The sequence below is a fragment of the Spirillospora sp. NPDC048824 genome, from assembly GCF_043198455.1.
Taxonomy (GTDB): Bacteria; Actinomycetota; Actinomycetes; order Streptosporangiales; family Streptosporangiaceae; genus Spirillospora.
On the sequence record NZ_JBICUS010000016.1, the window covers coordinates 106769 to 129891 of the forward strand.

20 protein-coding genes are annotated in these 23123 nt (G+C 72.9%); 14 read left to right on the forward strand and 6 right to left on the reverse strand.

The genetic code is table 11. From position 1 onward, the window contains the following. Positions 1 to 3: 3 nt before the first annotated feature. Positions 4 to 1260, reverse strand: coding sequence for a cytochrome P450 (locus tag ACGFIS_RS28520; protein ID WP_392901276.1), 1257 nt, complete (start codon positions 1258 to 1260; stop codon positions 4 to 6). Positions 1261 to 1605: 345 nt separating this feature from the next. On the opposite strand from ACGFIS_RS28520, the gene ACGFIS_RS28525 reads away from it, so the two are divergent. Further along, entirely contained in the window at positions 1606 to 3249 is a 1644-nt protein-coding gene (locus tag ACGFIS_RS28525; RefSeq protein WP_392901278.1) for an ABC-F family ATP-binding cassette domain-containing protein, read from the forward strand. 2 nt (positions 3250 to 3251) lie between these two features. Here the strand turns inward: ACGFIS_RS28525 and ACGFIS_RS28530 are convergent, their stop codons facing one another. The 3 genes from ACGFIS_RS28530 to ACGFIS_RS28540 all read right to left on the reverse strand — a co-directional run bounded on the left by ACGFIS_RS28530 (position 3252) and on the right by ACGFIS_RS28540 (position 6804). Beyond that, positions 3252 to 4241 carry an MBL fold metallo-hydrolase gene (locus ACGFIS_RS28530; protein ID WP_392901281.1) on the reverse strand — a complete coding sequence of 330 codons (990 nt, stop codon included), beginning with the start codon at positions 4239 to 4241 and terminating at the stop codon, positions 3252 to 3254. Between the two features lie 67 nt (positions 4242 to 4308). After that, positions 4309 to 5469 (reverse strand): steroid 3-ketoacyl-CoA thiolase, encoded by a 1161-nt coding sequence (locus tag ACGFIS_RS28535; protein WP_392973163.1) that lies wholly within the window; start codon positions 5467 to 5469, stop codon positions 4309 to 4311. Between the two features lie 90 nt (positions 5470 to 5559). Further along, positions 5560 to 6804, reverse strand: coding sequence for a cytochrome P450 (locus ACGFIS_RS28540; protein ID WP_392901285.1), 1245 nt, complete (start codon positions 6802 to 6804; stop codon positions 5560 to 5562). A 321-nt stretch (positions 6805 to 7125) separates the two neighbouring features. On the opposite strand from ACGFIS_RS28540, the gene ACGFIS_RS28545 reads away from it, so the two are divergent. Further along, on the forward strand, positions 7126 to 7581 hold the full coding sequence (locus ACGFIS_RS28545; RefSeq protein ID WP_392901287.1) for a hypothetical protein: 456 nt from the start codon (positions 7126 to 7128) through the stop codon (positions 7579 to 7581). On the opposite strand, the gene ACGFIS_RS28550 is transcribed toward ACGFIS_RS28545, so the two are convergent. Further along, positions 7578 to 8762: a cytochrome P450 gene (locus ACGFIS_RS28550; RefSeq protein ID WP_392901289.1), complete on the reverse strand. Its 1185-nt coding sequence runs from the start codon at positions 8760 to 8762 to the stop codon at positions 7578 to 7580. The two genes, ACGFIS_RS28545 and ACGFIS_RS28550, sit on opposite strands and share 4 nt — an antisense overlap. Before the next feature lie 191 nt (positions 8763 to 8953). Here ACGFIS_RS28550 and ACGFIS_RS28555 point away from each other — a divergent pair, with 191 nt between their 5' ends. Genes ACGFIS_RS28555 through ACGFIS_RS28585 form a run of 7 tightly spaced genes read left to right on the forward strand, consistent with a single transcriptional unit; the run spans position 8954 to position 15996 of the window. After that, positions 8954 to 9967, forward strand: coding sequence for a 3-oxoacyl-ACP synthase III family protein (locus ACGFIS_RS28555; protein WP_392973165.1), 1014 nt, complete (start codon positions 8954 to 8956; stop codon positions 9965 to 9967). Position 9968: 1 nt separating this feature from the next. Then, the gene (locus ACGFIS_RS28560) at positions 9969 to 10721 is read left to right on the forward strand and encodes a glycosyltransferase family 2 protein (RefSeq protein WP_392901293.1); all 753 of its coding nucleotides are present in this window, start codon (positions 9969 to 9971) and stop codon (positions 10719 to 10721) included. Positions 10722 to 10735: 14 nt separating this feature from the next. Continuing rightward, positions 10736 to 11896, forward strand: coding sequence for a cytochrome P450 (locus ACGFIS_RS28565; protein ID WP_392973167.1), 1161 nt, complete (start codon positions 10736 to 10738; stop codon positions 11894 to 11896). After that, complete coding sequence (locus ACGFIS_RS28570; RefSeq protein ID WP_392901297.1) at positions 11893 to 13398, forward strand: class I adenylate-forming enzyme family protein; 1506 nt, start codon at positions 11893 to 11895, stop codon at positions 13396 to 13398. Before ACGFIS_RS28565 ends, ACGFIS_RS28570 begins: the two co-directional genes overlap by 4 nt. Continuing rightward, entirely contained in the window at positions 13395 to 14327 is a 933-nt protein-coding gene (locus ACGFIS_RS28575; protein WP_392901299.1) for an NAD-dependent epimerase/dehydratase family protein, read from the forward strand. Before ACGFIS_RS28570 ends, ACGFIS_RS28575 begins: the two co-directional genes overlap by 4 nt. Positions 14328 to 14376: 49 nt before the next feature. Then, complete coding sequence (locus tag ACGFIS_RS28580; RefSeq protein WP_392901301.1) at positions 14377 to 15105, forward strand: Clp protease N-terminal domain-containing protein; 729 nt, start codon at positions 14377 to 14379, stop codon at positions 15103 to 15105. Between the two features lie 30 nt (positions 15106 to 15135). Then, positions 15136 to 15996 carry an alpha/beta fold hydrolase gene (locus tag ACGFIS_RS28585; protein WP_392973169.1) on the forward strand — a complete coding sequence of 287 codons (861 nt, stop codon included), beginning with the start codon at positions 15136 to 15138 and terminating at the stop codon, positions 15994 to 15996. A gap of 6 nt (positions 15997 to 16002) precedes the next feature. Here ACGFIS_RS28585 and ACGFIS_RS28590 read toward each other — a convergent pair whose 3' ends face one another. Continuing rightward, the gene (locus ACGFIS_RS28590) at positions 16003 to 17511 is read right to left on the reverse strand and encodes a PucR family transcriptional regulator (RefSeq protein WP_392973171.1); all 1509 of its coding nucleotides are present in this window, start codon (positions 17509 to 17511) and stop codon (positions 16003 to 16005) included. 169 nt (positions 17512 to 17680) lie between these two features. Between ACGFIS_RS28590 and uraH the strand changes: the two genes are divergently transcribed. The 5 genes from uraH to ACGFIS_RS28615 are packed head-to-tail and all read left to right on the forward strand — an operon-like array spanning position 17681 to position 23041. Next, entirely contained in the window at positions 17681 to 17995 is a 315-nt protein-coding gene (gene uraH / locus ACGFIS_RS28595; RefSeq protein WP_392973173.1) for a hydroxyisourate hydrolase, read from the forward strand. A 12-nt stretch (positions 17996 to 18007) separates the two neighbouring features. Beyond that, positions 18008 to 18880, forward strand: coding sequence for an FAD binding domain-containing protein (locus ACGFIS_RS28600; protein WP_392901309.1), 873 nt, complete (start codon positions 18008 to 18010; stop codon positions 18878 to 18880). Continuing rightward, a complete protein-coding gene (locus ACGFIS_RS28605) occupies positions 18880 to 19365 on the forward strand; it encodes a (2Fe-2S)-binding protein (protein ID WP_392973186.1) in 486 nt (161 codons plus the stop codon). The genes ACGFIS_RS28600 and ACGFIS_RS28605 overlap by 1 nt, the downstream gene beginning before the upstream one ends. Then, complete coding sequence (locus ACGFIS_RS28610) at positions 19362 to 20720, forward strand: 8-oxoguanine deaminase (protein WP_392973175.1); 1359 nt, start codon at positions 19362 to 19364, stop codon at positions 20718 to 20720. The genes ACGFIS_RS28605 and ACGFIS_RS28610 overlap by 4 nt, the downstream gene beginning before the upstream one ends. Next, on the forward strand, positions 20717 to 23041 hold the full coding sequence (locus tag ACGFIS_RS28615; RefSeq protein WP_392973177.1) for a xanthine dehydrogenase family protein molybdopterin-binding subunit: 2325 nt from the start codon (positions 20717 to 20719) through the stop codon (positions 23039 to 23041). Before ACGFIS_RS28610 ends, ACGFIS_RS28615 begins: the two co-directional genes overlap by 4 nt. The last annotated feature ends 82 nt before the right edge of the window (positions 23042 to 23123 follow it).

Consider the following 23123-nt stretch of genomic DNA (forward strand, 5'->3'; position numbering starts at 1 on the left):
AGATCAGGACGGGGTGAAGCGCACCGGCAGCTCCTTGAGCCCGTTGACGAAGTTCGACCGGAGCCGGCGGGGCTCGCCGGCCGGCGCGATATCGGGCATCCGGTCCAGGATGGTCTCGAAGATGATCTTCAGGTTCATCCGGGCCAGATGGGTGCCCAGGCAGAAGTGCGGCCCGCCGCCCCCGAATCCGAGGTGCGGGTTCGGGTCGCGGCCCACATCGAACGCAAACGGGTCGTCGAACACCCGCTCGTCCCGGTTGGCCGACCCGTAGAACATCACGACCTTGTCGCCGGCCTTGATCTGCTTGCCGCCGAGCTCGACGTCGGTGAGGGCCGTCCGGCGGAACTGGTTGATCGGGCTCACCCAGCGGACGATCTCCTCCACCGCCGCCGGCAGCAGACTCCGGTCGGCCTTCAGCCGCGCCCACTGCTCGGGCCGCTCGAAGAACGCCTGCATGCCGCCCGCCGTCGCCGTCCGCGTCGTCTCGTTCCCGGCGATCGACAGCATGATCACGAAGAGCTGGAACTCCTCCTCGCTGACCCGCGTCCCGTCGGCGTCCGGCGTGAGCAGCTTGGTCACGATGTCGTCGCGCGGCGTCGACTCGCGGCTGCGCGCCAGTTCCCCGGCCCAGCCGGCGAACTCGGCCGCGCACACCTGCGACTCCGTCCGGTCCCCGATGTAGTCCGGGTCGTTGAACGCCACCAGCTTGTTCGACCAGTGGAAGATCTTCTGACGGGCTTCCAGCGGTGCGCCGAGCAGCTCGCAGATCGTGTAGAGGGGCAGCGGCGCGGCGAAGTACTCCACGAAGTCACACTCGCCCAAAGGCGCCGCCTCGTCGATGAGCTGATGGCAGATCTGCCGGATGTGGTCCTGCAGTTTGCCGATCATGCGGGGGGTGAACCCCTTGTTCACCAGGGCCCGCAGGCGGGTGTGGTCCGGCGGGTCCTGGAACAGCATCATCTGCCCGTACAGGGCGATGTCGTCGTCGGTGAACTCCTCGAACATCGCCGTCCGCGCGTGCGACGAGTACGGGTCCGCGCGCCGCGACACCTGCACCACGTCCTCGTGCCGGGTCACCGCCCAGAACCCGGGCACCCCCTCGTTCGGGTCCTGATGCCAGTGGACGGGATCGTTGTCGCGCAGCCACGCGAACTGCCGGTGCGGGATCCCTCCGCGCTCGTACACGCCGGGGTCGATGATGTCGATCTCGGGAGCTCGGAACGTCCGGGTTGCCGAGGCGGTGGACGTCGCAAGTGCCATGGGGAAGATCCTTCGTGCCGGCGCCGGAACTCGAGGCGACAAGATTGTGAACAGAGCGCTTGCTTGGCCTGCAGACCTAGAACACGTTCTAACATGAGACTCCAGTCTCATCAAGGGTCACGGCACACCCAATGAGCTGATCCACCGAGCCGGAAATGGGTTGCGAGGTCCTCGGACACGGCCGGTAACCTCGATCGCGTGCCACGCCTGTTCTTTCTCTGATCCCACTCCGGACGGCCCGTCCCTCGCGCCGAGCGAGCCGCGGGCGGTCTGACGCTGCCCTGATCAGCTCGAAGGCGCCTCTGTACACGTGTCTCCACGTGCGCGCCTCCGTCCGGAGGAAGAATGACCATCTCCATCACCCTGCCCGCGCGCGCTCGCGCGCAGCTCACCGCCGAGGGCATCCGCGTTGTCCGCGGTGGGCGTGCCGTTCTCGACGGCGTGAACCTCACGGTCTCCCCACAGGCACGCTGGGGCGTCGTCGGAGAGAACGGCCGAGGGAAGACGACTCTGCTCCACGTACTGAGCGGCGCCCTGGTGCCCGATGAAGGCGACGTCCAGCGTGTCGGAACCTTCGGGGTCGCCGAGCAGGCCATGGAAGCCGGCGCCGGCGCCACGGTCGGCGAGGCCATCGACACGGAACTCGCCGACGCGCGTGCGGCGCTGAAGGCGTTCGACGACGCCACGCAGGCCCTGGCGGAGGATCGCCCCGGCGCCGGGGAGGACTACGTCCGTGCCCTGGACGCCGCGGAGGCGCTCGACGCCTGGGACGCCGACCGGCGCGTCGACCTCGCCCTGGAGAGCCTGGGCGCGGTCACCGACCGGAGCAGGCCGCTGGCCGAACTGTCCGTCGGGCAGCGCTACCGGGTCCGGCTCGCGTGCCTGCTCGGCGCCGAGCACGACTTCCTGCTCCTGGACGAGCCGACGAACCACCTGGACGCGGCCGGCCTGGAATTCCTCACCGCGAGGCTGCGCGGGCATCCGGGCGGTGTCGTGGTCGTCAGCCACGACCGGGAGCTGCTGTCCGACGTGGCGACGACGATTCTCGACCTCGACCCCAGCCGGGACGGCCGGCCGCGCGTCTACGGGGACGGGTTCGCCGGCTACCGGGAGGGCCGCGAGGCGGAACTGCGGCGCTGGGAGGCCGAATACGAGCAGCAGAGGGCCGAGCACGCGCGGCTGTCCCGGGACCTGTCGGAGGCGCAGAACCGGCTCGTGACGAGCTGGCGGCCCGACAAGGGGACCGGGAGGCACCAGCGCGCCACCCGCGCCCCCGGCGTCGTCAGGGCCGTGCACCGGCGCCGCGACGACCTGGAGAAGTACGCGGTGACCGCGCCGGTGCCGCCGCAGCGCTTCAGGATGCCGGAACTTCCCGCCCGGCCCGGCGCCGCGCTGCTGACCGCGGACGGCGTTCGCGTGGAGTCACGGCTGCACCGGGAGGTGTCGCTGTCCCTGGAGCCGGGCTCGCGCCTCGTCGTCACCGGCCCCAACGGAGCCGGGAAGTCGACGCTCCTGGCGGTGCTCGCGGGACGCCTGACCCCCACGAGCGGGACGACGCGACGCGCTCCCGGCGTCCGCGTGCAGCTTCTCGCGCAGGAGTCGCCGCACGCCGGCGGCAGGCGCGCCCACGACGTGTTCGCCGCGCACGTCGGGCGCCTGATCACCACGGGCGTCCTCACGGAGGACGAGGCGGTCCCGCTCTCGGCTCTCGGCCTGCTGTCGCCCGCCGACCTGGGCAGGCCGGTGGGCGAGCTGTCGATGGGGCAGCGGCGCAGGCTCGACCTGGCGATGGCGCTGGCGGCGCGTCCGCACGTCCTCCTGCTGGACGAGCCGACCAACCACCTGTCGATCGCCCTGGTGGACGAGCTGACCGACGCGCTGCACGCCACCGGAGCGGCCGTCGTCCTCGCGACCCACGACCGGCGGCTTCAGCGGGACACCGCAGCCTGGCCCCGCCTTCCGGTCGCCACCGATGGGCCGGGGGCCTAGCCCTAGCGGAGTGTGTAGCGCAGGGGGTCGTCCGTGCCTTCGCGGCGGGCGACCCCCCGGGTCTCCAGGGTGCGGATGTGGGCGGCGGCCTCGGCGGCGGCCATGCGGCGGGCGAACTGCGACATCTCCGGCCACGGGTTGCGCCAGGTCAGGGCCGCCGTGATGTCCCACAGGGTGGTGGGACGCGACGACAGGAGGGCGGTCACCTCGGCGAGGCGCTCCTCGTGGTGGTCGATGATCTCCCGGGCGCGGCCGGAGAGGCCGTTGAAGCGGAACTGGTGGGCCGGCAGGACCTCGTCCACGGACATCGCGGAGACCTTGTCCAGGGAGCCGAGGAACTGGCTGAGCGGGTCGACGTCCGGGATGTCGTAGGGGTAGAGGCCGATGTGCGGGGTGATGCGCGGCAGGACGTGGTCGCCGGTGAAGATGCGGTCGCCGTCCTCAAGGTGCAGGCAGATGTGGCCGGGGGAGTGGCCCGGCGTCCAGATGGCCCGCAGTCTGCGTCCCGGCAGGTCGATCAGGTCGCCGTCGGACAGTTCGCGGTCCGGGAGGGCGGGCGGATCGACCCGGCGGCTCTCGGCGGGCGCGGCCAGCTCCGGCTCGGACGCTCCGGCGCGGCGCAGGGCCGTCAGCTCGAAGGAGCGGCGGCCGCCCTGGTCGGTGGAGCGGAAGAGCCGGACGATGTCGACGTCCAGGTGGTGCATGGCGATCCAGGCGCCGGACGTCTCGCGGACGCGGCCGGCCAGTCCCGCGTGGTCGGGGTGGTAATGGGTGACGACCACCCCGCGGACGTCGGCGACGTCGATGCCGAACGTGCCGAGGCCGTCGCGGAGGGCCGTCCAGGCGTCCTCGTGCTGCCAGCCGGCGTCGATGAGGACGGGGCCCCGCGGGCTCTCCACCGCGTACACGAGCGTGTAGGCGAGCGGATTGTCCGGGATCGGAACTGGAACGCTCCAGAGTCCTCCGCCCAGGTCTTCGGGTTCGGGCTGCAAGGAGACCGCCTTTCGCGCCTGTGAAAGGGCCCCGGCGGTGGAGGCCGGGGCCGTGGTCGTGTTCCGGTCAGATCCGTTCGAGGATGGTCGCGGTCGACAGTGCGCCGCCGCAGCACATGGTGACCAGGGCCGTCCCGGCGTCGCGGCGCTCCAGTTCGTGCAGCGCCGTGGTGATCAGCCGCGAGCCGGTCGCGCCGACCGGGTGCCCGAGGGCGATCGCGCCGCCGTTGACGTTGACCGTGTCCATGTCCGGCTTGTGGACCGATGCCCACGACAGCACGATCGATGCGAACGCCTCGTTGATCTCGGTGATGTCGATGTCGTTCATCGTCATGCCGGACTTCTGGAGTACGCGTTCGGTCGACTGCACCGGGCCGTCCAGATGGTAGTAGGGCTCGGAGCCGACCAGCGCCTGGGTCTTGATGCGGGCGCGGGGACGCAGCCCGAGGGCCTTCGCCTTCTCCTCCGACATCAGCACGACGGCCGCGGCGCCGTCGGAGATCTGGGACGAGGTGCCCGCCGTGTGCAGGCCCTCGGGGCCCGCGACGGGCTTGAGCTTGGCCAGGCCGTCGGCGGTGGTCTCGCGCAGGCCCTGGTCGCGGGTGACTTCGCGGGTCTCTCCGGTGACGTTGCCCTCGGCGTCCAGGACGGGCGCCGTGATCGGGGCGATCTCGCGGTCGAAGCGGCCGTCCGCCCACGCCTTGGCGGCCAGCTGCTGCGAGCGGGCGCCGAACGCGTCGAGGTCGGCGCGGGTGACGCCGCGGCGGGCGGCGATCCGCTCGGCGGCCTCGAACTGGTTCGGCATGTCGATCGACCAGTCGTCCGGGCGCGGGTTGGCGGGCAGGACGTTGCTGCCGAGCGGCGCGCGGCTCATCACCTCGACGCCGCAGCCGATCGCGACGTCCACGACGCCGGCGGCGATCTGCGACGCGGCGAGGTGGACGGCCTGCTGCGCCGACCCGCACTGGGCGTCGATCGTGGTGACCCCGGTCTGCCAGGGCAGGCCCGCGTACAGCCAGGAGTAGCGGCCCACGTGCCCGCCCTGCTCGCCGGCCTGCGTCACGCAGCCCGCGAAGACCTGCTCGACCTCGGCGGCGTCGATGCCGGAGCGTCCGACGGCGGCGTTCAGGGCGTGTGCCAGGACGGCCTGGGCCTTCATGCCCGCCAGCCGGCCGTTGCGCTTTCCGAGCGGTGTGCGTACCGCCTCGACGATCACCGGGGTGCCCATGCGGTCTCCTTCTAGAATGAGATTCGCTTACAACTGTAACCGGTTCTAGATTTCATGGAAGACCACGTCCCGGAGAGCAGGACGAGGGCCCTAGCCGTAGTGGACGGGGAGTTCCTTGATGCCGTTCAGCCAGGCGGAGCGGAGCCGGCGCGGCTCGCCCAGGCGGGTGATCCCCGGCATCTGGTCGGCGATCGCGTCGAACATGAGCCGGATCTCCAGGCGGGCCAGGTTCGCGCCGATGCAGTAGTGCGCACCGGTGCCGCCGAAGCCGAGGTGCGGGTTCGGGGAACGGGTGACGTCGAACGAGGCCGGGGCGTCGAAGACGTCCTCGTCGAAGTTGGCCGAGCTGTAGTACATGGCCAGGCGGTCGCCCGCCTTGATCTCCACGCCGCCGAGCTCGGTGTCGCGGACGGCCGTCCGCTGGAAGGCGGTCACGGGCGTCGCCCACCGGACGATCTCGTCCACCGCCGTCTCGGGACGCTCGGCCTTGTACCGCTCCCACTGGCCGGGGTCGTCCATGAACGCGATCATGCCGTGGGTGATGGCGTTGCGGGTCGTCTCGTTGCCCGCGACCGCGAGCAGGATCATGAAGTAGCCGAACTCGTCGTCGGTGAGGCCGCGCCCGTCCACGTCGGCCTGGACGAGCCGGGTGACGATGTCGTGGGCGGGACAGCCGCGGCGCTGCTCGGCGAGGCTCATGGAGTAGCCGATGATCTCGGCGGCGGCGCAGGCCGGGTCGTCGTTGTACTCCGGGTCGTCGTAGCCGAGCATCTTGTTGGACCAGTCGAACAGGCGGCGCCGGTCCTCCTGCGGGACGCCCATCAGCTCGGCGATCGCCTGCAGCGGCAGCTCGGCCGCGATCTCGGTGACGAAGTCGCCCTCGCCGCCGCGCCGGCGGGCCTCGGCGACGATCCGCCCCGCCCGCTCGTGCAGGGCGTCGTGCAGCGCGTTGATCACGCGGGGCGTGAAGCCGCGGGAGACGATCTGGCGCAGCTTGGTGTGCTGCGGCGGGTCCATGTGCAGCAGGAGGTTCTCGCGCTGGACGTCCAGCTCCTCGCGGCTGAACGTCTCGTTGAACCGGATCACCGCGCCGTTGGCGTTGGAGGAGAACAGCTCGTGGTCGCGCGAGATCTCCTTGATGTGGGCGTGCTTGCTGATCACCCAGAAGCCGTCGTCGTCGAACCCGGTGCGGCCGCGCGGCTGCTCGTTCCACCACGGGCGGGCGGTCCGGCGCAGCAGCGCGAACTCGGCGAGGGGGACGCGCTCGGCCATCAGGTCGGGGTCGCTGAAGTCGAATCCGGCGGGGACGGCGGTCTCAGGTGTGGTGGCGGGCATGCGCGCTTCCTCCCGATACGTCTGGCTGCTCGTCCACACCGTAGAACTGGTTTCAGGTGGACTTCAAGGGAAAATGAGACTCCAGTCTGATCGTGGGTCTTGTCACAGGTCTCTTTGATCTTCGGCGCTCTCAAGTGCTCGAACGCGACGGCCCGCGCGTGGCATGAAAGCCTGGCTGAACTCAAGATCGGCCGCCGGTGAGGTCCGTCACGGCCCCGGTGAGGTTTAGATGGAACACGTTCTAGAAATGTGGATGCAGATTCACCCGGGGCCGTCGACTAGCCTGGGCGTTCGACCGCCCCCGGCGCCGGAGAGATCCTCATGGCCGCAGACTTCGACGAGCCCGTGTTCGACGAGAACTTCGTCCGAGGCGCCACGTTCACCGAGCCGAGCGCGCGAGAGCGCTTCCGGCCGCCGAGCAGGCGCGAGCAGCGGCGCATGCGCCGCGCCGCCAAGCGCGCCCGGCGGGCCGGCGGCGGCGCCCGGTTCCGGCGGCGGCGTCCCTACCGCGACCCGAGCCACCGGACGGCCGTCCTCCAGCTGATCGGCGCCATCGCGGTGCTGTTCGCGATCTCGTTCGCGCTCTGGTGGTGGAACTCCTCCCCCGGGGAACCCGAGCGGCCGGTGCAGCCGGTCGTCCCGACGGCGCCGGGACCCGAGGCGTCCGAACCCGGGGCACCCGAACCCGGGGCACCGGGGCCGGGCGGCCCGGCCGAGCCCGATTCGCCCGCCCCGGGCCCGACCGGGGATTTCCCGACCGGGGTTCCCGAGATCTAGTCGAGCCGCACCCGCAGTTCGGCGTAGGCCGGGACGAGGACGCGGCGGGCGGCGCGGCGCGAGACGATCCGGTACGGGCGGCCGGCGGAGTGCAGCGTCGCCAGCGTCCGGGCCACCTGCGTGCGCGCCACGGCCGCGCCGAGGCAGAGGTGGCGGCCGGCGCCGAACCACAGCTGACGGGTCTCGGGCACGTACGCGCGGTGGACGTCGAACGGCCCGGCGCCGTTGGTGGCGAGGTAGGTCAGCAGGAGGATCCGCTCGCCCGCGCGGAGCCGGCGCCCGGCGACGGTCGCGTCCCGGGACACGTGCCGCCCGATCAACGGTGCGGGGGTCGAGACGCGCAGGCCCTCGCGCACCGCGTTGTCCATGAGCGACGGGTCGCCGAGCAGGGCCCGCTGGCGGCCGGTGTCGTGCAGCAGCGCCACGGTGCGGACGGTCCCCGACGCGCCCGTCTCGGTGCCGGCGATCACCAGCAGGGTCGCCAGCCCGCGGCTGAGCGGCAGGCCGAGGCCCATCTCGCGGCAGCGGCCGAGGAGCGTGTCCGGCCCGGCCGTCCGGTAGGCGTCCGGGACGCCGGCGGTGATCTCGTCCACGACGGCGCGGGCCCGGTCGATGACCGCCGGGTCGAGTTCGGTCGAGGCGGTGGTGCCCATCGCCAGCCGGGCCAGCCGCTCCCCGGCCGCGAAGACGTCCCGGTGGGCGGTGTCGTCCAGGCCGGCGGGCAGCCCGAGCAGATCGGCGACCATCCGCCCGGCCAGGACGCGGGCGGCGTCCGCGACGTCCACGGTCTCCCCGGCGGCGAGGCGGCGGGCCAGCACGGTGTGGGACGGGCCCTGGGAACGTTCCACCAGAGTGCGGGCCGCGTCCTCGGTGAACAGGTCGCGGACCCGGGTCCGGACCTCCGCGTGCCCCGGCCCGCCGAAGAACCGCGCCATCCCGTCCCCGAAGAGCTGGGTCCAGAGGTGGCCGACGCCGCCCTCGCCGTTCATGCCGAAGCCCGCGTGGTCGTTGAGGACGCGGCGGGCGAGGACCGGGTCCGTCACCACCCAGCCGAGCCGCGGCACGCGCGCGATGGGCCCGGTGTGGCGCGCCGCCTCCAGCAGCGCGAACAGTCCGGGGTTGGCCGCCCACAGCAGCCGCGCCTCGTGCCGCGCCGCGTTCCGAATCTTTGTGCTGGTCATCCCGGCGATTCTGCCGGGTGGCGGATCCGGGCGGAAACGCGGTAGTACTCAATCCGGATGAGTGGCGGTACTCACGGCGAACCGGGGTACAACGCCCACCCTGTGTTCCGTAGGGTCGCTCTGGCCGGGAGCGTCCGGGGTCGGCGAGTCTGATCGTCCACGGAGCACGAGGAACCGGGGGACCCCAGCCCATGAGAGCCCGCATCACCGCCGTCGCGGCGCACCTGCCCGAGCGGACGGTCACCAGCGCCGAAGTCGAGGCCCGGGTCGCGGCCGAGAGCGCCACCGGGGACGGCGGATACCGGCCGCATCCCACGATCGTCGAACGGATGACGGGGATCCGCGCCCGGCATGTCATGCGCGACGACGAGCAGGCCTCCGACCTGGCCGTCGCCGCCGCCCGCGGCGTCCTCGCCGAACGCGGGATCCAGCCGGCGGGCATCGACCTGCTGGTCTTCGGCTCCGCCTCTCAGGACCTCATCGAACCGGCCACCGCGCACATCGTCGCCGCCAAGCTGGGCGCGACCTGCCCCGTCTTCGACGTGAAGAACGCCTGCAACAGCTTCCTGAACGGCCTGCAGACGGCGGACGCGCTGATCCGCACCGGGCAGCACGAGCGGGTGCTGGTCTGCACGGGTGAGAGCCCGTCCCGCGCGATCCGCTGGAAGGTCCGCGACCGCGCCCAGTTCGTCGACGCCTTCGCCGGCTACACCCTCTCCGACGGCGGCGCCGCGATGCTCGTCGAGGCCGCCCCGGACGGCGGGATCTTCTACCGCGACTTCGCCGCCGTCTCCGGCGCCTGGCAGATCGGGACGCTTCCCGGGGGCGGCTCGATGCATCCTCGCGACCCCGACTCCACCTACTTCAGCGGCGACGGGCGGCGGCTCAAGGACGCGTTCGTCGCGAGCGGCCCGGAGATCTTCACGACCGCGCTCCAGAAGACCGGGCTGACGTGGGACGACTTCGCCGTCGTCGCCGTCCACCAGGTGACCCTGCCGTATCTGGAGGTGCTGCGCTCGATCCTCGGCATCCCGCCCGGCCGGCTCGTCGTCACGCTGCGCGGCCACGGCAACGTCGCGTCCGCGAGCCTCCCGCTCCAGATCGCCACCGCCCGCGCCGAGGGACGCTGCGGGCCCGGCGACCGGATCGCGCTCATCGGCCTGGCCGGCGGCGTCAGCCTCGGCGTCATGTTCGCGGAGCTGTGAAATGAACCTGTGGGTCGTCATCCCCGCCTACGACGAAGAACGTTCGATCGGCGCGACGCTGCGCCGCCTCGCCGGGCAGACCGACACCGGCTTCTCGCTCGTCGTGGTCGACAACGGCAGCACCGACGGGACCGCCCAGGTCGTCAAGGAGTTCGCCGCCGGGAACACGGCGTTCGACGTCCGGATCGTCCACGAACCGGAGAAGGGGACCGGGGCCGCCGCCGACACCGGCATCCGGCACGCCATCAGCGCCGGGGCCACGCACATCGCCCGCACCGACGCCGACTGCCTCCCGCACCGCGGCTGGATCGCGGCGGTGCGGCGCGCGTTCGGCGAGGGCCTGGACCTGGTCAGCGGGCCGCTGCTGCCCCGGACCGACGAGTTCCCCCTGAAGTTCTGGGAGCGGCGCCTGCTGCCGGCCGTCATCGGCATCGCCGCACTCTTCGGACGCTTCCGGCCCGGCAACCAGGACCCGCTCTACCTCGGCCCGTACGTGATGATGCCGGGCTGCAACCTCGCCATCACCGCCGATCTGTACGAGCGGGCGGGCGGATTCCCCCGCACCCGCATCGAGGACGTCCACGAGGACCGCGAGCTCGTCAACCGCGTCCGCCGCGTGACCGACGCCTACGGGCTGCGCAAGGACGTCGTCATGTACGGCTCGGTGCGGCGGCTGCGGGCGTTCGGGCTGGTCAGGACGCTCGGCTGGTACGCCGACCACCGCTACAGGCCACCCGTGGTGGACATCCGGTGAAGCGCGGACATTCGATGGACTGGGAACGGCGCCTCTACCTGACCGCGCATCCGTTCGCGTACCCGCTGCTGCGCGCGGCGGCGCGGCGCGGCCCGATCGTCCGCGTGCCGGGCGTCGGCGTCGTCGTGAACGACGCGTCCCTGGCCCGCGAGGTCCTCATGGACGGCGGGACGTTCCGCAAGGACGGTCCCGGCTCGCCGGGCGATCTGTGGACGCCGGTCCTGGGCCCGTCCGTCCTGCTCAACATGGAAGGGGACGCGCACCGGGCCCTGCGCCGCCGCCTCACCGACCTGTTCGTCCCGTCCCACACCGAGGCCCTGTGCGCCCGCGTCCTCGCCGAGCCGCTCGCCCGGCTCACCGACCGCCTCGGGCGCGGCGCGGCCGTCGACCTGGTGGACTCCGCGCGGGTGATGGCCGGCGCGGTGATCGGCGAGGTCATCGGGCTCGGCACCGGGACCGAGGCGGCCTACCGGGACCTGTTCGAGCAGGGCGAGCGCATCGTCTCCATGGTGTCGCTGCGGACGCGCCGGCTCTCCCCGTCCCAGGTGCGGCGGGCCCGTGCCGTGCTGGACCCGCTCGGCGACATCGCGGCCAAGGCCTACCTGACGGGGGACGAGTCGACCGTGATGGGCCGGATGCGGGCACTCGGCCTCTCCGAGGACGAGGCGCGGGGAGCCGCGGGGGCGTTCTTCCTGACCGGCACCGAGACCGTCGCCACGCTGCTGCCGCGCCTGATCGCCCTTCTCTCCGACCACGGGCAGCTCGCCCGTGTCGCCGCGGGCGACGGCGCTCTGCTCGACCGGGCCATCGAGGAGGCCATGCGGGTGACGACCCCGACACCGGTCATGCTGCGCAGCGTGCACCGTCCCGCGAGGGTCGGGGGCGTCGCGATCCGTCCCGGTGACCGGGTGCTGATCGCCACGCACAACTGCTGCCGCGCGTACGGCCCGTTCGACCTCGACCGCCCCCACCCGCCGGAGCTGCGGCGGCTGTGGTTCGGTGCGGGCCCGCACTTCTGCATCGGGTATCCGCTGGCCATGGCCCAGATCAGGATGGTCGCCCGGACGGTGCTCGCCGCCGCTCCCCTCACGATCACGCGGCGTGCGGCGGCGCGCGGCGTGCTGATCCCCACCTATGAGCACCTGACCGTCCGCGCGGAACGAGGCACGAGATGACCCTGGTCCGAAGGCTGCTCGACCAGGCCGCCCGGACGCCCGGCGACGTCGCGCTCGTCTCCGGGGACGGTGCGGAACTCACCTACGGAGAGCTGCGGCGGCAGGTGCTGGCCGTCCGGCACGGCCTGCTGTCCGCCGGGCTCGCGGCGGGCGACGGGGTGCTGTACTCCGTGCGGCCCTCGCCGGAGTCGCTCGTCCTCGCGCTGGGCGTGGTCGCGGCCGGGGGAGTGGTCGTGTTCGCCGATCCGGGGGCCGGGCCGGAGATGTTCACCGCGCGGCTCCGGCTGGCCCGCCCGCGCTGGTCGGCGGCCGAGTCGGTGCTGTACGCGGGCAGCCGGCTGCGTCCCGTCCGGGCGTATGCGCGGCGGCGCGGGCTGCTGCTGCCGAACCTCGCCGACCTCCGGATTCCGGGCGAGGAGCCGATGCGGCACATCCACGTCGGCCGGCGGCTGCCCGGTGTTCCGCGGGGCGCCCTGTCGTTCGCGCGCCTGGTGCGGGGCGACGCGCCGGAGCCCGGCACCGACGCCGACCCCGGCGCCCCCGCCGCCGTGATCTTCACTTCGGGGACGACGGCGGACCCGCGTGCCGTCGTGCACACCCAGGCGTCCCTCGCCGCGGCCCTCGACCTCTTCCGGGCCCGGCTGCCGCTCGGCCCCGGCGACGTCGTCCACACCGACCAGCTCATGCTGGGGCTGCCGACGCTGATCTCCGGAGCGCGCTGGTCGATGCCGCCGCTGTTCTGCTCGCCCGCCGGCTTCGCCCGGCTGCTGCGGGAACGGGGCGCCACGCACACGTTCTGCGTCCCCGTCCACCTGGCCGAGGTGCTGGACGCGTCACCGGAGCTGCCGGCGTCACTGCGGTACGTGCTGCTCGGGGCCGCGCCCGCGCCTCCGGCGGTCCTGCGGCGGGCGGTCGCGGCGGCGCCGTCCGCCGAGGTCCTGTCCGTCTACGCGATGACCGAGATCCTGCCGGTGGCGATCGCGTCGGCGGAGGAGAAACTCGCGCACACCGAGGCCGGCGACCTGCTGGGCGCACCGCTGCCCGGCGTCGGCGCCCGGCTGTCCGACGACGGGGAACTGCTGCTGTCCGGCCCCGGCCTGTGCCGCGGCTACCTCGGCGCGGAACCTCTCGACGAACTTCCCACCGGCGACCTCGCGCGGCTGGACGAGGGCCGCCTCGTCCTCACGGGACGCAAGAAGGACATGCTGATCCGCGGCAAGTTCAACCTCTACCCCGGCCTGTACGAGCCGTCGATCTCCGCCCTGCCGGGCGTGGCCGAGGCGGCCATCGTGGGCGTGCCCGATCCGGAGACCGGGGACGAGGAGGTCGTGCTGGCCGTGGTCGGCGCCGCCGACCTGCCCGTCCGGCTCCGGCGCGGCCTCCCGGACGTCATCGACCATGACGCCCTCCCCGACCGCATCGTCGTCCTGGACGAGCTGCCCCGTTCCGGCCGGACGCGCAAGCTCGACCGCGACCGCCTCCGCGAACTGGTGGCCCCATGAGGATCGCGGTGACGGGCGCCTCGGGTTTCGTGGGCGGCGCCGTGTGCCGGGCATTCACGTCCGAGGGCGTCACGGCGTTCGCCTATGGCCGCCGTCCCGCCGTGGCCCCGGCCCATCTGGGCGGCGCGGTCTACCGGTCGTGGGACCTCACGGACGGCGTGCTCGACGACGCCCCGGATGTCGACGCGGTCGTGCACTGCGCGGGCAGCGTCTCCGACTGGGGACCGGCGGCGGGGCTCTTCGCCGCCAACCTCACCGGTACCCGCAACGCCCTCGCGTCGTTCCCCGGTGCCCGGTTCGTGCACGTCAGCACGGCCAGCGTGTACGACCCGTTCCGGCCGAGCGTCATGGCCGCCGAGGACGAGGCGCCGGTGCGCCGCTACATCAACGCCTACGGGGCGTCGAAGGCCGCCGCCGAGCGCGCCGTCCTGCGCGCCGCCCGCGACGCGATCATCCTGCGTCCGCACGCCGTCTACGGGCCGGGGGACACGACCCTACTGCCGCGCGTCCTGTCCGCCGTGCGGGGGCCGCTCCTGCCCGCCGCCGGGACGGGGCGGCAGCGGATCAGCCTCACCTCGATCGGCAACCTCGTCCGGGCCTGCGTCCTGGCCGCCACCGGCCCGATCGCCTCGGGGGTCTTCAACATCGCGGACGCCGCCCCGGTGACGATCGACGACGCGTTCCGCGAGATCCTCCGCGAGCGCGGCGTGAGGGCGCGGCCCGTCTACGTCCCGGCGGCCGTCGCCCGTCCGCTCGCCGCCGTCGCCGAAGGCGCGTTCCTGCTGGCCGGGCGGCCCGAACCGCCGCGCCTCACCCGCTACGCCATCAGCCATCTCGCGGTCGAACGCACCCTCGACATCACCGCCGCCCGCGAGGTCCTCGGCTACGACCCGCACGCGACGACCTTCGCCGGAGCCGCCGGCTGGTGAGCGTCAACCCTGGGTTGACGAACATGGATGGTCAACCTATGGTTGACGCATGACGGAACCCACCCGGCCCGTCGGTCAGATCCGGCTCGACGATCTGATCGACGGCATCAAGAAGGTCCACACCGACGCCCTCGAACAGCTCACCAGCGCGGTCGTCGCCGCCGAGCACCTCGGCGACGTGGCCGACCACCTCATCGGCCACTTCGTCGACCAGGCCCGGCGCTCCGGCGCCTCCTGGACCGACATCGGCAGGAGCATGGGGGTCAGCAAGCAGGCCGCGCAGAAACGGTTCGTCCCCAAGGGGCAGGCGGGCGACCTCGACCCCTCCGAGGGCTTCTCCCGGTTCACCCAGCGGGCCCGCAACGTCGTCGTGGCGTCGATGAACGAGGCGCGTGCGGCGGGCAACGACGCGATCCGGCCCGTCCACCTCGTCCTCGGGCTGCTGTCTGAGCCCGACGCGCTCGCCGCCAAGGTGATCGCCGCGCAGGACGTCCTGCTCGACTCCGTCCGCCAGGCCGCCACCGCCGCGCTTCCCCCGGAGGCCGAGCACGTCCCCGACCTCATCCCCTACGACGCCGAGGGGAAGAAGGCCCTGGAGCTGACCTTCCGCGAGGCGCTCCGCCTCGGCCACAACTACATCGGCACGGAGCACATCCTGCTGGCCCTCCTCGAATTCGAGGACGGGACGGGCGTCCTGTCGGCACTCGGCATCGACAAGGCGAAGGCCGAAGCGAGCACCGTCGAGTTCGTCAACGCCATCGCCGACCAGCAGGGATGAGTTTCGGGCGCCCGGACGGTCCAACCCTTCATGGAGAAGTTCATCAAGACCAACGGGGTGGAACTGTGCGCCGAGACGTTCGGCGAGGCGGGTGACGCGCCGATCCTTCTGGTGGGCAACACGATGCTCACCTGGCACGACGACCTCTGCGCCCGCCTGGCGGCGCTGCGCCGGTACGTCGTCCGCTACGACCTGCGCGGCACCGGGCGGTCCACGACCGCCGACCCCGAGGCCCCCGAGTACACGCTGCGCGACCTGGTCACCGACGCCACCGGCGTCCTGGACGCACTGGGCCTGCCCAGCGCGCACATCGCCGGCTTCGGGGTCGGCGGCTGGATCGCCCAGCTCCTCGCCCTCGACCATCCCGCCCGAGTCGACACGCTCACCCTGATCGCCACCAGGCCCACCGCGCCCGGCCCGGCCGACCCCGACCTGCCCGGGCACGCACCCGAGCTGATGGCCCACATCATGAACCCGCCCGAGGTCGACTGGACGGACCGCGCGTCCGTCGTCGCCTTCATGCTGGAGAGCGCCCGCCACCTGTCCGGCCGGGCGTTCGACGAGGCCGAGGCCCGGGAGAACATCGAACGCGTCCACGACCGCACGCCCGCCGCTCCCGACCCCGGCAAGGCGCACCGCGCCGACCAGATGGCGGCCGCGTTCGCCGCCCTCGACAGCGGCCCGCGCTGGCGTGAACGCCTGGGCGCCGTCACCGCGCCGACCCTCGTGATCCACGGCGAGGACGACCCGTTCTTCCCGCCCGGCAACGGCCGGGCCCTCGCCGCCGAGATTCCCGCCGCCGAGCTGATCATCCTGCCCGGCACCGGCAGCGAACTCCCGCGCCGCACGTGGGACACGGTCGTCCCGGCGATCCTCCGCCACACGTCGTGACGCGGCTCAGCCGGACATCAGGCGGAGGGCCAGGAAGAAGTCGACCCGGTCCTCCAGGCGGGAGAGGTCGCGGCCGGTGAGGTCCTGGATGCGCTGAACGCGGTAGCGGACGGAGTTGACGTGGAGGTGCAGCTGCTCGGCGCAGCGCGTCCATGAGCCGGAGTTCTGGAGGAACGTCTCAAGGGTGCGGACGAGGTCGGCGCCGTGGGTCTCGTCGTAGGCGCGCAGCGGGTCCAGCAGCCTTACCTGGAACATGTGGCGGACGTCGTCGGGGACGCTGGCGAGCAGCAGGACGTGGGTGGCGAGTTCGTCGTGGCGGACGACGCGGACCGGGGAGTGCGACTCGGGCGTTCGGGAGATGCGGAGCCGGGTGGCGGCCAGGCGGCGCGCGTAGCGGGCCTCCTCGACGGCGCCGCGCAGGCCGGCCGCCGGCACCGTGTCGCTGACGCCCACGGCGATGCCGTCGGCGGACAGGCCGGGGGCCAGCGCGTCGAGGGCGTCCTGGATCTCGCCGGCGACGTCCTGCCCGGCCGCCTCGGCCAGCGCGACGGCCTGGTCGTCCAGCAGGCCGACGAGCGGCCGGGTGCCGGGCAGGACCTCGGTGAGGACGGTGCGCAGCTCCCCCGGGCGCAGGGTGCCATGGGCCGATGCGGCGACCGCGACGAACCCGGTGGACGGAGCGAAACCCGCCTGGTCCAGCCTCGGGACGATCTCGGCGCCGGTGGCCGCGGCGGTCACGACCTCCTGCGCGAAACGGTGCTCGGTGTTCTGGCGGGCCCTTTCCAGCGCGACGATCGCGGCGAGTTCGGTGGTGAGGGTGCGGTGCTCCGCGGGCCAGTCGGCGAAGTCGCCCTCGCAGGCGATGAACCAGTCGGCCACGCGGGACGTGGTGTCCTCGGCGACCGCGAAGATCGACGTGCCGAGCCGGGGGACGTGGCGGGGCAGCCGCGGCGCCGTGAGGAACGCCCTGGCCAGGGCGGCGGGTTCGGCGGGGCGCGGGCCGGCGACGACCCGTCCGGTGGGGGTGAGGACGTGGCAGCGCATCCCGAGGTCGCGGCCGACCAGGTCGAGGACGGCGCCGAGGCCGGTGCCCTCGACGAGCCGGCGGTGCCGGTCCAGGACGGCGGTCAGGTCCGCGGCGCGGGCGCCGGACAGGTGCCGGACGACCTCCTCGGTGACGGTCGCGAACGCGACGTCCTCGGGCACCTTGAACAGCGGGATCCGGTGCCGCCGGCACGCCTCGACGAGGTCGTCCGGGACGGTCCCCAGCGCGAGGTCCCAGGCGGCGAGGGCTGACACCCCCGCGCCGGCGAGGGCACGCACGAACGTCTCGGAGTCGGCGGGCCCCGACCGCCAGACGAGCCCGGTCAGCACCAGTTCCCGCCCGCGCAGGTAGCGGCCGGGGTCGAGGAGATCGGTGGTGACGACCCATCGGATCGTCCGGTCGAGCTCGTCCTCCCCGGTGACGACCTCGAGCCGCAACGCGGGCATCGCGAGCAGGGAACGCAGCTTCACACGTAGCAACCTACAAACGCCGGCGGCTCGGCGGCGTCACAGTTCGGACGTCCTGTGCCTCGACCGGCGCCCGTGCCGCTGTGTGTACTCGGGCAGTGAGGGGAGGAAACCTCCTGGTCGGCCGAAGCGGAGTCGCCCGAAGCGGAGTCACCCACGGATCGGAGGACGCGTGAGCCTGTCGACGCATGTGCTGGACGCGGCGAAGGGGCTGCCGGCGGCGGGCATCGCCGTCCGGCTGGAGCGGCGCGCGGCGGACGGCGGCTGGACGCCCCTGGCCGAGGCCCGCACCGACGACGACGGCCGCATCAGGGAGTGGGACGCTCCGATCGGGGCCGGGGTGCACCGGCTGGCGTTCGACACGGCGGGCCTGTCGGACTTCTATCCCGAGGTCGCGGTGGCGTTCACGGTCACCGATCCGGGGCGGCATCTGCACGTGCCGCTGCTGATCAGCCCGTTCGCCTACTCGACCTACCGAGGGAGCTAGGGACACCGAGATATGGACTTCCTGCGACCGGTGACCTGGGAGGACGCCCTCGCCGCGAAGGCGGAACGGCCGGGTGCGCTGCCCCTCCAGGGCGGCACCGACGTCATGGTCGAGATCAACTTCGATGTGCGGCGGCCGGAGGCGCTGCTCGACCTGACCCGCGTCCGCGACCTGGCGGAGTGGGGCATGGCGGACGGGCGGCTGCGCGTCGGCGCCGGTGTCACCTACACCCGGCTGATCGGCGAGCTGGGGGACCGCCTGCCCGGACTCGCGCAGGCGTCCCGGACGGTCGGGTCGCCGCAGATCCGCAACCGGGGCACGGCCGGCGGCAACCTCGGCGCGGCGTCCCCCGCCGGGGACGGCCATCCGCCGCTGCTGGCGGGCGGCGCCGAGATCGAGGCCGAGTCGGCGGCGCGCGGCGTCCGCATGATCCCGGCGGCGGACTTCTTCACCGGCGTGAAACGCAACGCGCTGGAGCCGGACGAGCTGATCCGCGCGTTCTGGACGGCGCCCGCGTCCGGCCCGCAGTACTTCTCCAAGATCGGCACCCGGAACGCGATGGTGATCGCGGTCTGCTCGTTCGCGGTCGCCCTGCATCCGGGGGAGCGGCGCGTCGGAACGGGACTCGGGTCGGCCGCCCCGACACCGCGCCGCGCCACCGCCGCCGAGGCGTTCATCTCCCGCGAACTCGACTGGGACGGCCGCGGGCCGCTCGCCGAATCGGCGGCGCGGCGGTTCGGCGAGCTGGTGACGCGGGCGGCGTCGCCGATCGACGACGTCCGGGGAACGGGCCGCTACCGCGCGCACGCCTTGGCGGTGATGGCGCGCCGCACCCTGACCTGGGCCTGGAACGACCACCGCGCCGCCGGAAGGGGGGCCTCGTGATGCGCGTGAACGTCACCGTCAACGGATCCATGGAGACCGTGGACGACGTCTGGGAGGGCGAGAGCCTGCTCTACATGCTGCGGGAGCGGATGGGCCTCCCCGGCTCCAAGAACGCCTGCGAACAGGGCGAATGCGGCTCCTGCACCGTCTACCTGGACGGTGTGCCCGCCTGCGCGTGCCTGGTCGCGGCCGGGCAGGCGGAAGGACGTGACGTCCGCACCGTGGAGGGTCTCGCCGAGGGTCAGCCCGGTGACGAGCGGCTCGACCCCGTTCAGGAGGCGTTCGCCGAGACCGGCGCCGTCCAGTGCGGGTTCTGCACGCCCGGCCTGATCGTCCAGGCGCACGACCTGATCGGGCGGAACCCCGCGCCGGCCGACGCCGAGATCCGCGAGGCGCTCGCCGGCAACCTGTGCCGCTGCACCGGCTACGAGAAGATCCTGGACGCGGTGCGCCTCGCCGCCGAGCGGAAGGCGGCCGCGAAATGACGATCGTCATCGAGAACGCCCACGTCGTCACCGTCTCCGGCGACGAGTACCCGGGCGGCCACATCGTGGTCGACGGCGACCGGATCACGGCCGTCGGCCCCGGCCCCGCCCCGTCCGCCGGCGGGGACGCCGAACGGATCGACGGCACCGGATGCCTCGCCACCCCCGGTCTGGTCAACACGCACCACCACCTCTTCCAGTGGGCCAGCCAGGGACTTGCCGTCGACAACACCCTGTTCGAGTGGCTGACCACGCTCTACAGGCCGTGGTCGAAGATGGACGCCGAAGTCGTGGCCGGGGCGGCGAGCGCTGGCCTCGGGTGGCTCGCCAAGTCGGGCTGCACCACGTCCACCGACCACCACTACCTGTTCCCGAAGGGGCGCGGCGACCTGTTCGCCGCCGAAGTGGAGGCGGCGGCCGAGATGGGCGTCCGCTTCCACCCGTGCCGGGGGTCGATGGACCGGGGCGAGTCGCAGGGCGGGCTCCCGCCGGACGAGGTCGTCGAAGACCTCGACACGGTCCTCGCCGAGACCGAGGCCGCCATCGACCGGTACCACGACCCGTCGCCCGGCTCCATGCTGCGGGTGGCCGTCGCGCCCTGCTCCCCGTTCACCGTCACCAGGGAACTGCTGGTCAGGTCGGCGGAACTGGCGCGGGCCAAGGGCGTCCGGCTGCACACCCACCTCGCCGAGACGCTGGACGAGGAGGAGCACACGACGGAGCAGTTCGGCATGACGCCGACCGAGTACATGGACTCGATCGGCTGGCTCGGCCCCGACGTGTGGCTCGCCCACTGCGTCCACCTGCACGACACCGACATCAAACGGCTCGCCGAGACCCGCACCGGCACCGCGCACTGCCCCAGTTCCAACGCGCGCCTCGGCGCCGGGATCGCCCGCGTGTCCCGCCTCCTGGAGGAGGGCGCGGCCGTCGGCCTCGGCGTGGACGGGTCGGCGTCGGCGGAACTCGTCCCCCTCGCCGGGGAGATCCGGCAGGCGATCTACATGCAGCGCGCCCGGTCCGGGCCGACCGCGCTGACCGCCCGGCAGGCCCTGGAGATGGCGACGCTCGGCGGCGCCCGCTGCCTCGGCCGCGCCGGCGAGATCGGCACCCTCGAACCCGGCAAGCTCGCCGACGTCGCGCTGTGGCGGGTGGACGGCTTCCACGCGGCCGTCGACGACCCCGTCGTCGCGTTCGCGTTCGGGACGACCCCGCCGCTCCAGCGCCTCCTCGTCGGCGGCCGGACGGTCGTGGACGGCGACTCCCTCGTCACCGTCCCGCAGGACGAGGCCGGGCGGCGCGGCGCCGACGCCCACCGCCGCCTGATGCGCCTCGCGGAGGAGGTGCTCCGATGACGTCACCGGTGAGGACTCCGGGTCACGTCGCCGCCCCCGGGCTCGGCGGCGTCGGGGAGAGCGCGCCGCGGCCGGACGGGACGCTCAAGGTCGCCGGCGAGTTCGCGTACGCGTCCGACCTGTGGATGGACGGGATGCTGTGGGGCGCCACCCTGCGCAGCCCGCACCCCCGGGCGCTGATCACGTCGATCGACATCGGGCCCGCGCTCGCGATGCCGGGCGTCCGCGCCGTCCTCACCCACGAGGACGTGCCGGGCCGCAAGATGTTCGGCATCGACCACACCGAGGACCAGCCCGTCCTCGCCATCGACCAGGTCAGGCACGAGGGCGAGCCGGTCGCGCTCGTCGCCGCCGACCATCCGGAGACGGCGCGGCGCGCCATGGAGAAGATCGCCGTCGGCTACGCGGTACTGGAGCCGATCACCGATCCGCGCGCCGTGATCGCCGACCCGGAGGGCCTGAAGGTCCAGGACCTCGGCGGCATCACCCGCCACCAGCCGGTTCGCGTCGGCGATGTCGCCGCCGCCAGGTCCGAGGCGGACGTCGTCGTGTCGGGCGAGTACGAGGTCGGCATCCAGGACCAGGCGTTCCTCGGACCCGAGTCCGGCCTGGCGGTCCCGGCCGAGGACGGCGGCATCGACCTCTACGTGTCCACCCAGTGGATCCACAACGACCTCAAGCAGATCGCGCCCTGCCTCGGCCTGGCCGAGGACCAGATCCACATGTCGCTCGCGGGCGTCGGCGGCGCGTTCGGCGGACGCGAGGACCTGTCGATGCAGATCCACGCCGGGATGCTCGCCCTGCACACCGGGCGGCCCGTCAAGATGTCCTACAACCGGTACGAGTCGTTCTTCGGGCACGTCCACCGGCATCCCGCGCAGATGCGGTACGAGTACGGCGCCACATCGGACGGACGGCTCCTCTACGCCGACGTCGACATCGTCCTCGACGGCGGCGCGTACACCTCGTCCACGAAGAACGTCACCGGCAACGCGGCCTCACTCGGCGTCGGCCCGTACGAGATCCCGAACATCAGCATCGACGCTTACGGTGTCTACACCAACAACCCGCCGTGCGGCGCCATGCGCGGGTTCGGCGCCGTCCAGGCGTGCTTCGCCTACGAGTCGATGATGGACAGGCTCGGCGCCGCCTGCGGTATCGGCCCGATCGAGATCCGCCGCCGCAATGCCGTCTCCCAGGGCTCGAAGCTCGCGACCGGGCAGGTCATCGATTCGCCCGCTCCGCTCGCCGGGATGCTGGCCCGGCTGGAGGCGATGCCGATGCCGGCGCCGCTCGACCCGTCCGACCTCAGGAACCTGCCCGGCGGCGTCTCCCAGACGACCCGCGGCGAAGGCGTCGTACGGGGCGTCGGGTACGGCGTCGGGATCAAGAACATCTGCTTCTCCGAAGGCTTCGACGACTACTCCACCGCCCGCGTCCGGCTGGAGGTCATCGGCGGCGAGGCGACCGTGCTCGTGCACACCGCCGCCGCCGAGGTCGGGCAGGGCCTCGTCACGGTCCAGGCGCAGATCGCGCGGACGGAACTGGGCGTCCAGCGGGTCACCATCGCCCCGGCGGACGACCGGGCCGGCGACGCCGGCTCGTCCAGCGCGTCCCGCCAGTCGTACATGACGGGCGGCGCGGTCAAGGCGGCCTGCGAAGCGGTGCGCGCCGAACTCCTCGCCCTCGCCGCCCGCCACTTCGGCCGCGCGACCTCCACCGACCTGACCACGGATCTGACCACCACGGGCGGGAAGATCGTCTCCCGCTCGGACGGCGTGCTCGGCACCATCGAGGACGTCCTCGGCGACGCCGCCATCGAGGAGACCCGCGAGTACCACCACCGGCCCACGACGGCGCTGGACCCCGTCACCGGGCAGGGCACCAGCCACACCCAGCTCGCCCTGTGCGTCCACCGCGCCGTCGTCGACGTGGACGTCGACCTCGGCCTCGTCAAGGTCGTCGAGCTGGCCGCCGTCCAGGACGTCGGCAAGATCATCAACCGGACGGGGGTGGAGGGGCAGATCCACGGCGGCTCCGCGCAGGGCCTCGGCCTCGCCGTGATGGAGGAGATCGTCGTGTCGGACGGCCTCGTCCGCAACCCGTCCTTCACCGACTACCTGATCCCGACGATCCTCGACATGCCGCCGATGCGCCTGGACATCCTGGAGAACCCGGACCCCGCGGCGCCCTACGGGCTGCGCGGCGCCGGCGAGCCGCCGACGCTGTCGTCCACTCCCGCCATCGTCGCCGCGATCAGGGACGCCACCGGCCGCCCCCTGCCCCGGATCCCGGTCCGCCCGGAGCACATCGTCGGCTAGGCCAATACTAGGCAGACCATTGACTGCCGCAGTGATTCTGCCTACATTCTGCGATGCTCGACAAAATTCTGACGTTCGTGGC

Bases quoted from the DNA above. Each gene is read 5' to 3' on its own strand.
- ACGFIS_RS28520 (WP_392901276.1), bottom strand. From the start codon at position 1,260: ATGGCACTTGCGACGTCCACCGCCTCGGCAACCCGGACGTTCCGAGCT.
- ACGFIS_RS28525 (WP_392901278.1), top strand. From the start codon at position 1,606: ATGACCATCTCCATCACCCTGCCCGCGCGCGCTCGCGCGCAGCTCACC.
- ACGFIS_RS28535 (WP_392973163.1), bottom strand. From the start codon at position 5,469: ATGGGCACCCCGGTGATCGTCGAGGCGGTACGCACACCGCTCGGAAAG.
- ACGFIS_RS28540 (WP_392901285.1), bottom strand. From the start codon at position 6,804: ATGCCCGCCACCACACCTGAGACCGCCGTCCCCGCCGGATTCGACTTC.
- ACGFIS_RS28545 (WP_392901287.1), top strand. From the start codon at position 7,126: ATGGCCGCAGACTTCGACGAGCCCGTGTTCGACGAGAACTTCGTCCGA.
- ACGFIS_RS28550 (WP_392901289.1), bottom strand. From the start codon at position 8,762: ATGACCAGCACAAAGATTCGGAACGCGGCGCGGCACGAGGCGCGGCTG.
- ACGFIS_RS28555 (WP_392973165.1), top strand. From the start codon at position 8,954: ATGAGAGCCCGCATCACCGCCGTCGCGGCGCACCTGCCCGAGCGGACG.
- ACGFIS_RS28560 (WP_392901293.1), top strand. From the start codon at position 9,969: ATGAACCTGTGGGTCGTCATCCCCGCCTACGACGAAGAACGTTCGATC.
- ACGFIS_RS28565 (WP_392973167.1), top strand. From the start codon at position 10,736: ATGGACTGGGAACGGCGCCTCTACCTGACCGCGCATCCGTTCGCGTAC.
- ACGFIS_RS28570 (WP_392901297.1), top strand. From the start codon at position 11,893: ATGACCCTGGTCCGAAGGCTGCTCGACCAGGCCGCCCGGACGCCCGGC.
- ACGFIS_RS28575 (WP_392901299.1), top strand. From the start codon at position 13,395: ATGAGGATCGCGGTGACGGGCGCCTCGGGTTTCGTGGGCGGCGCCGTG.
- ACGFIS_RS28580 (WP_392901301.1), top strand. From the start codon at position 14,377: ATGACGGAACCCACCCGGCCCGTCGGTCAGATCCGGCTCGACGATCTG.
- ACGFIS_RS28585 (WP_392973169.1), top strand. From the start codon at position 15,136: ATGGAGAAGTTCATCAAGACCAACGGGGTGGAACTGTGCGCCGAGACG.
- ACGFIS_RS28600 (WP_392901309.1), top strand. From the start codon at position 18,008: ATGGACTTCCTGCGACCGGTGACCTGGGAGGACGCCCTCGCCGCGAAG.
- ACGFIS_RS28605 (WP_392973186.1), top strand. From the start codon at position 18,880: ATGCGCGTGAACGTCACCGTCAACGGATCCATGGAGACCGTGGACGAC.
- ACGFIS_RS28610 (WP_392973175.1), top strand. From the start codon at position 19,362: ATGACGATCGTCATCGAGAACGCCCACGTCGTCACCGTCTCCGGCGAC.
- ACGFIS_RS28615 (WP_392973177.1), top strand. From the start codon at position 20,717: ATGACGTCACCGGTGAGGACTCCGGGTCACGTCGCCGCCCCCGGGCTC.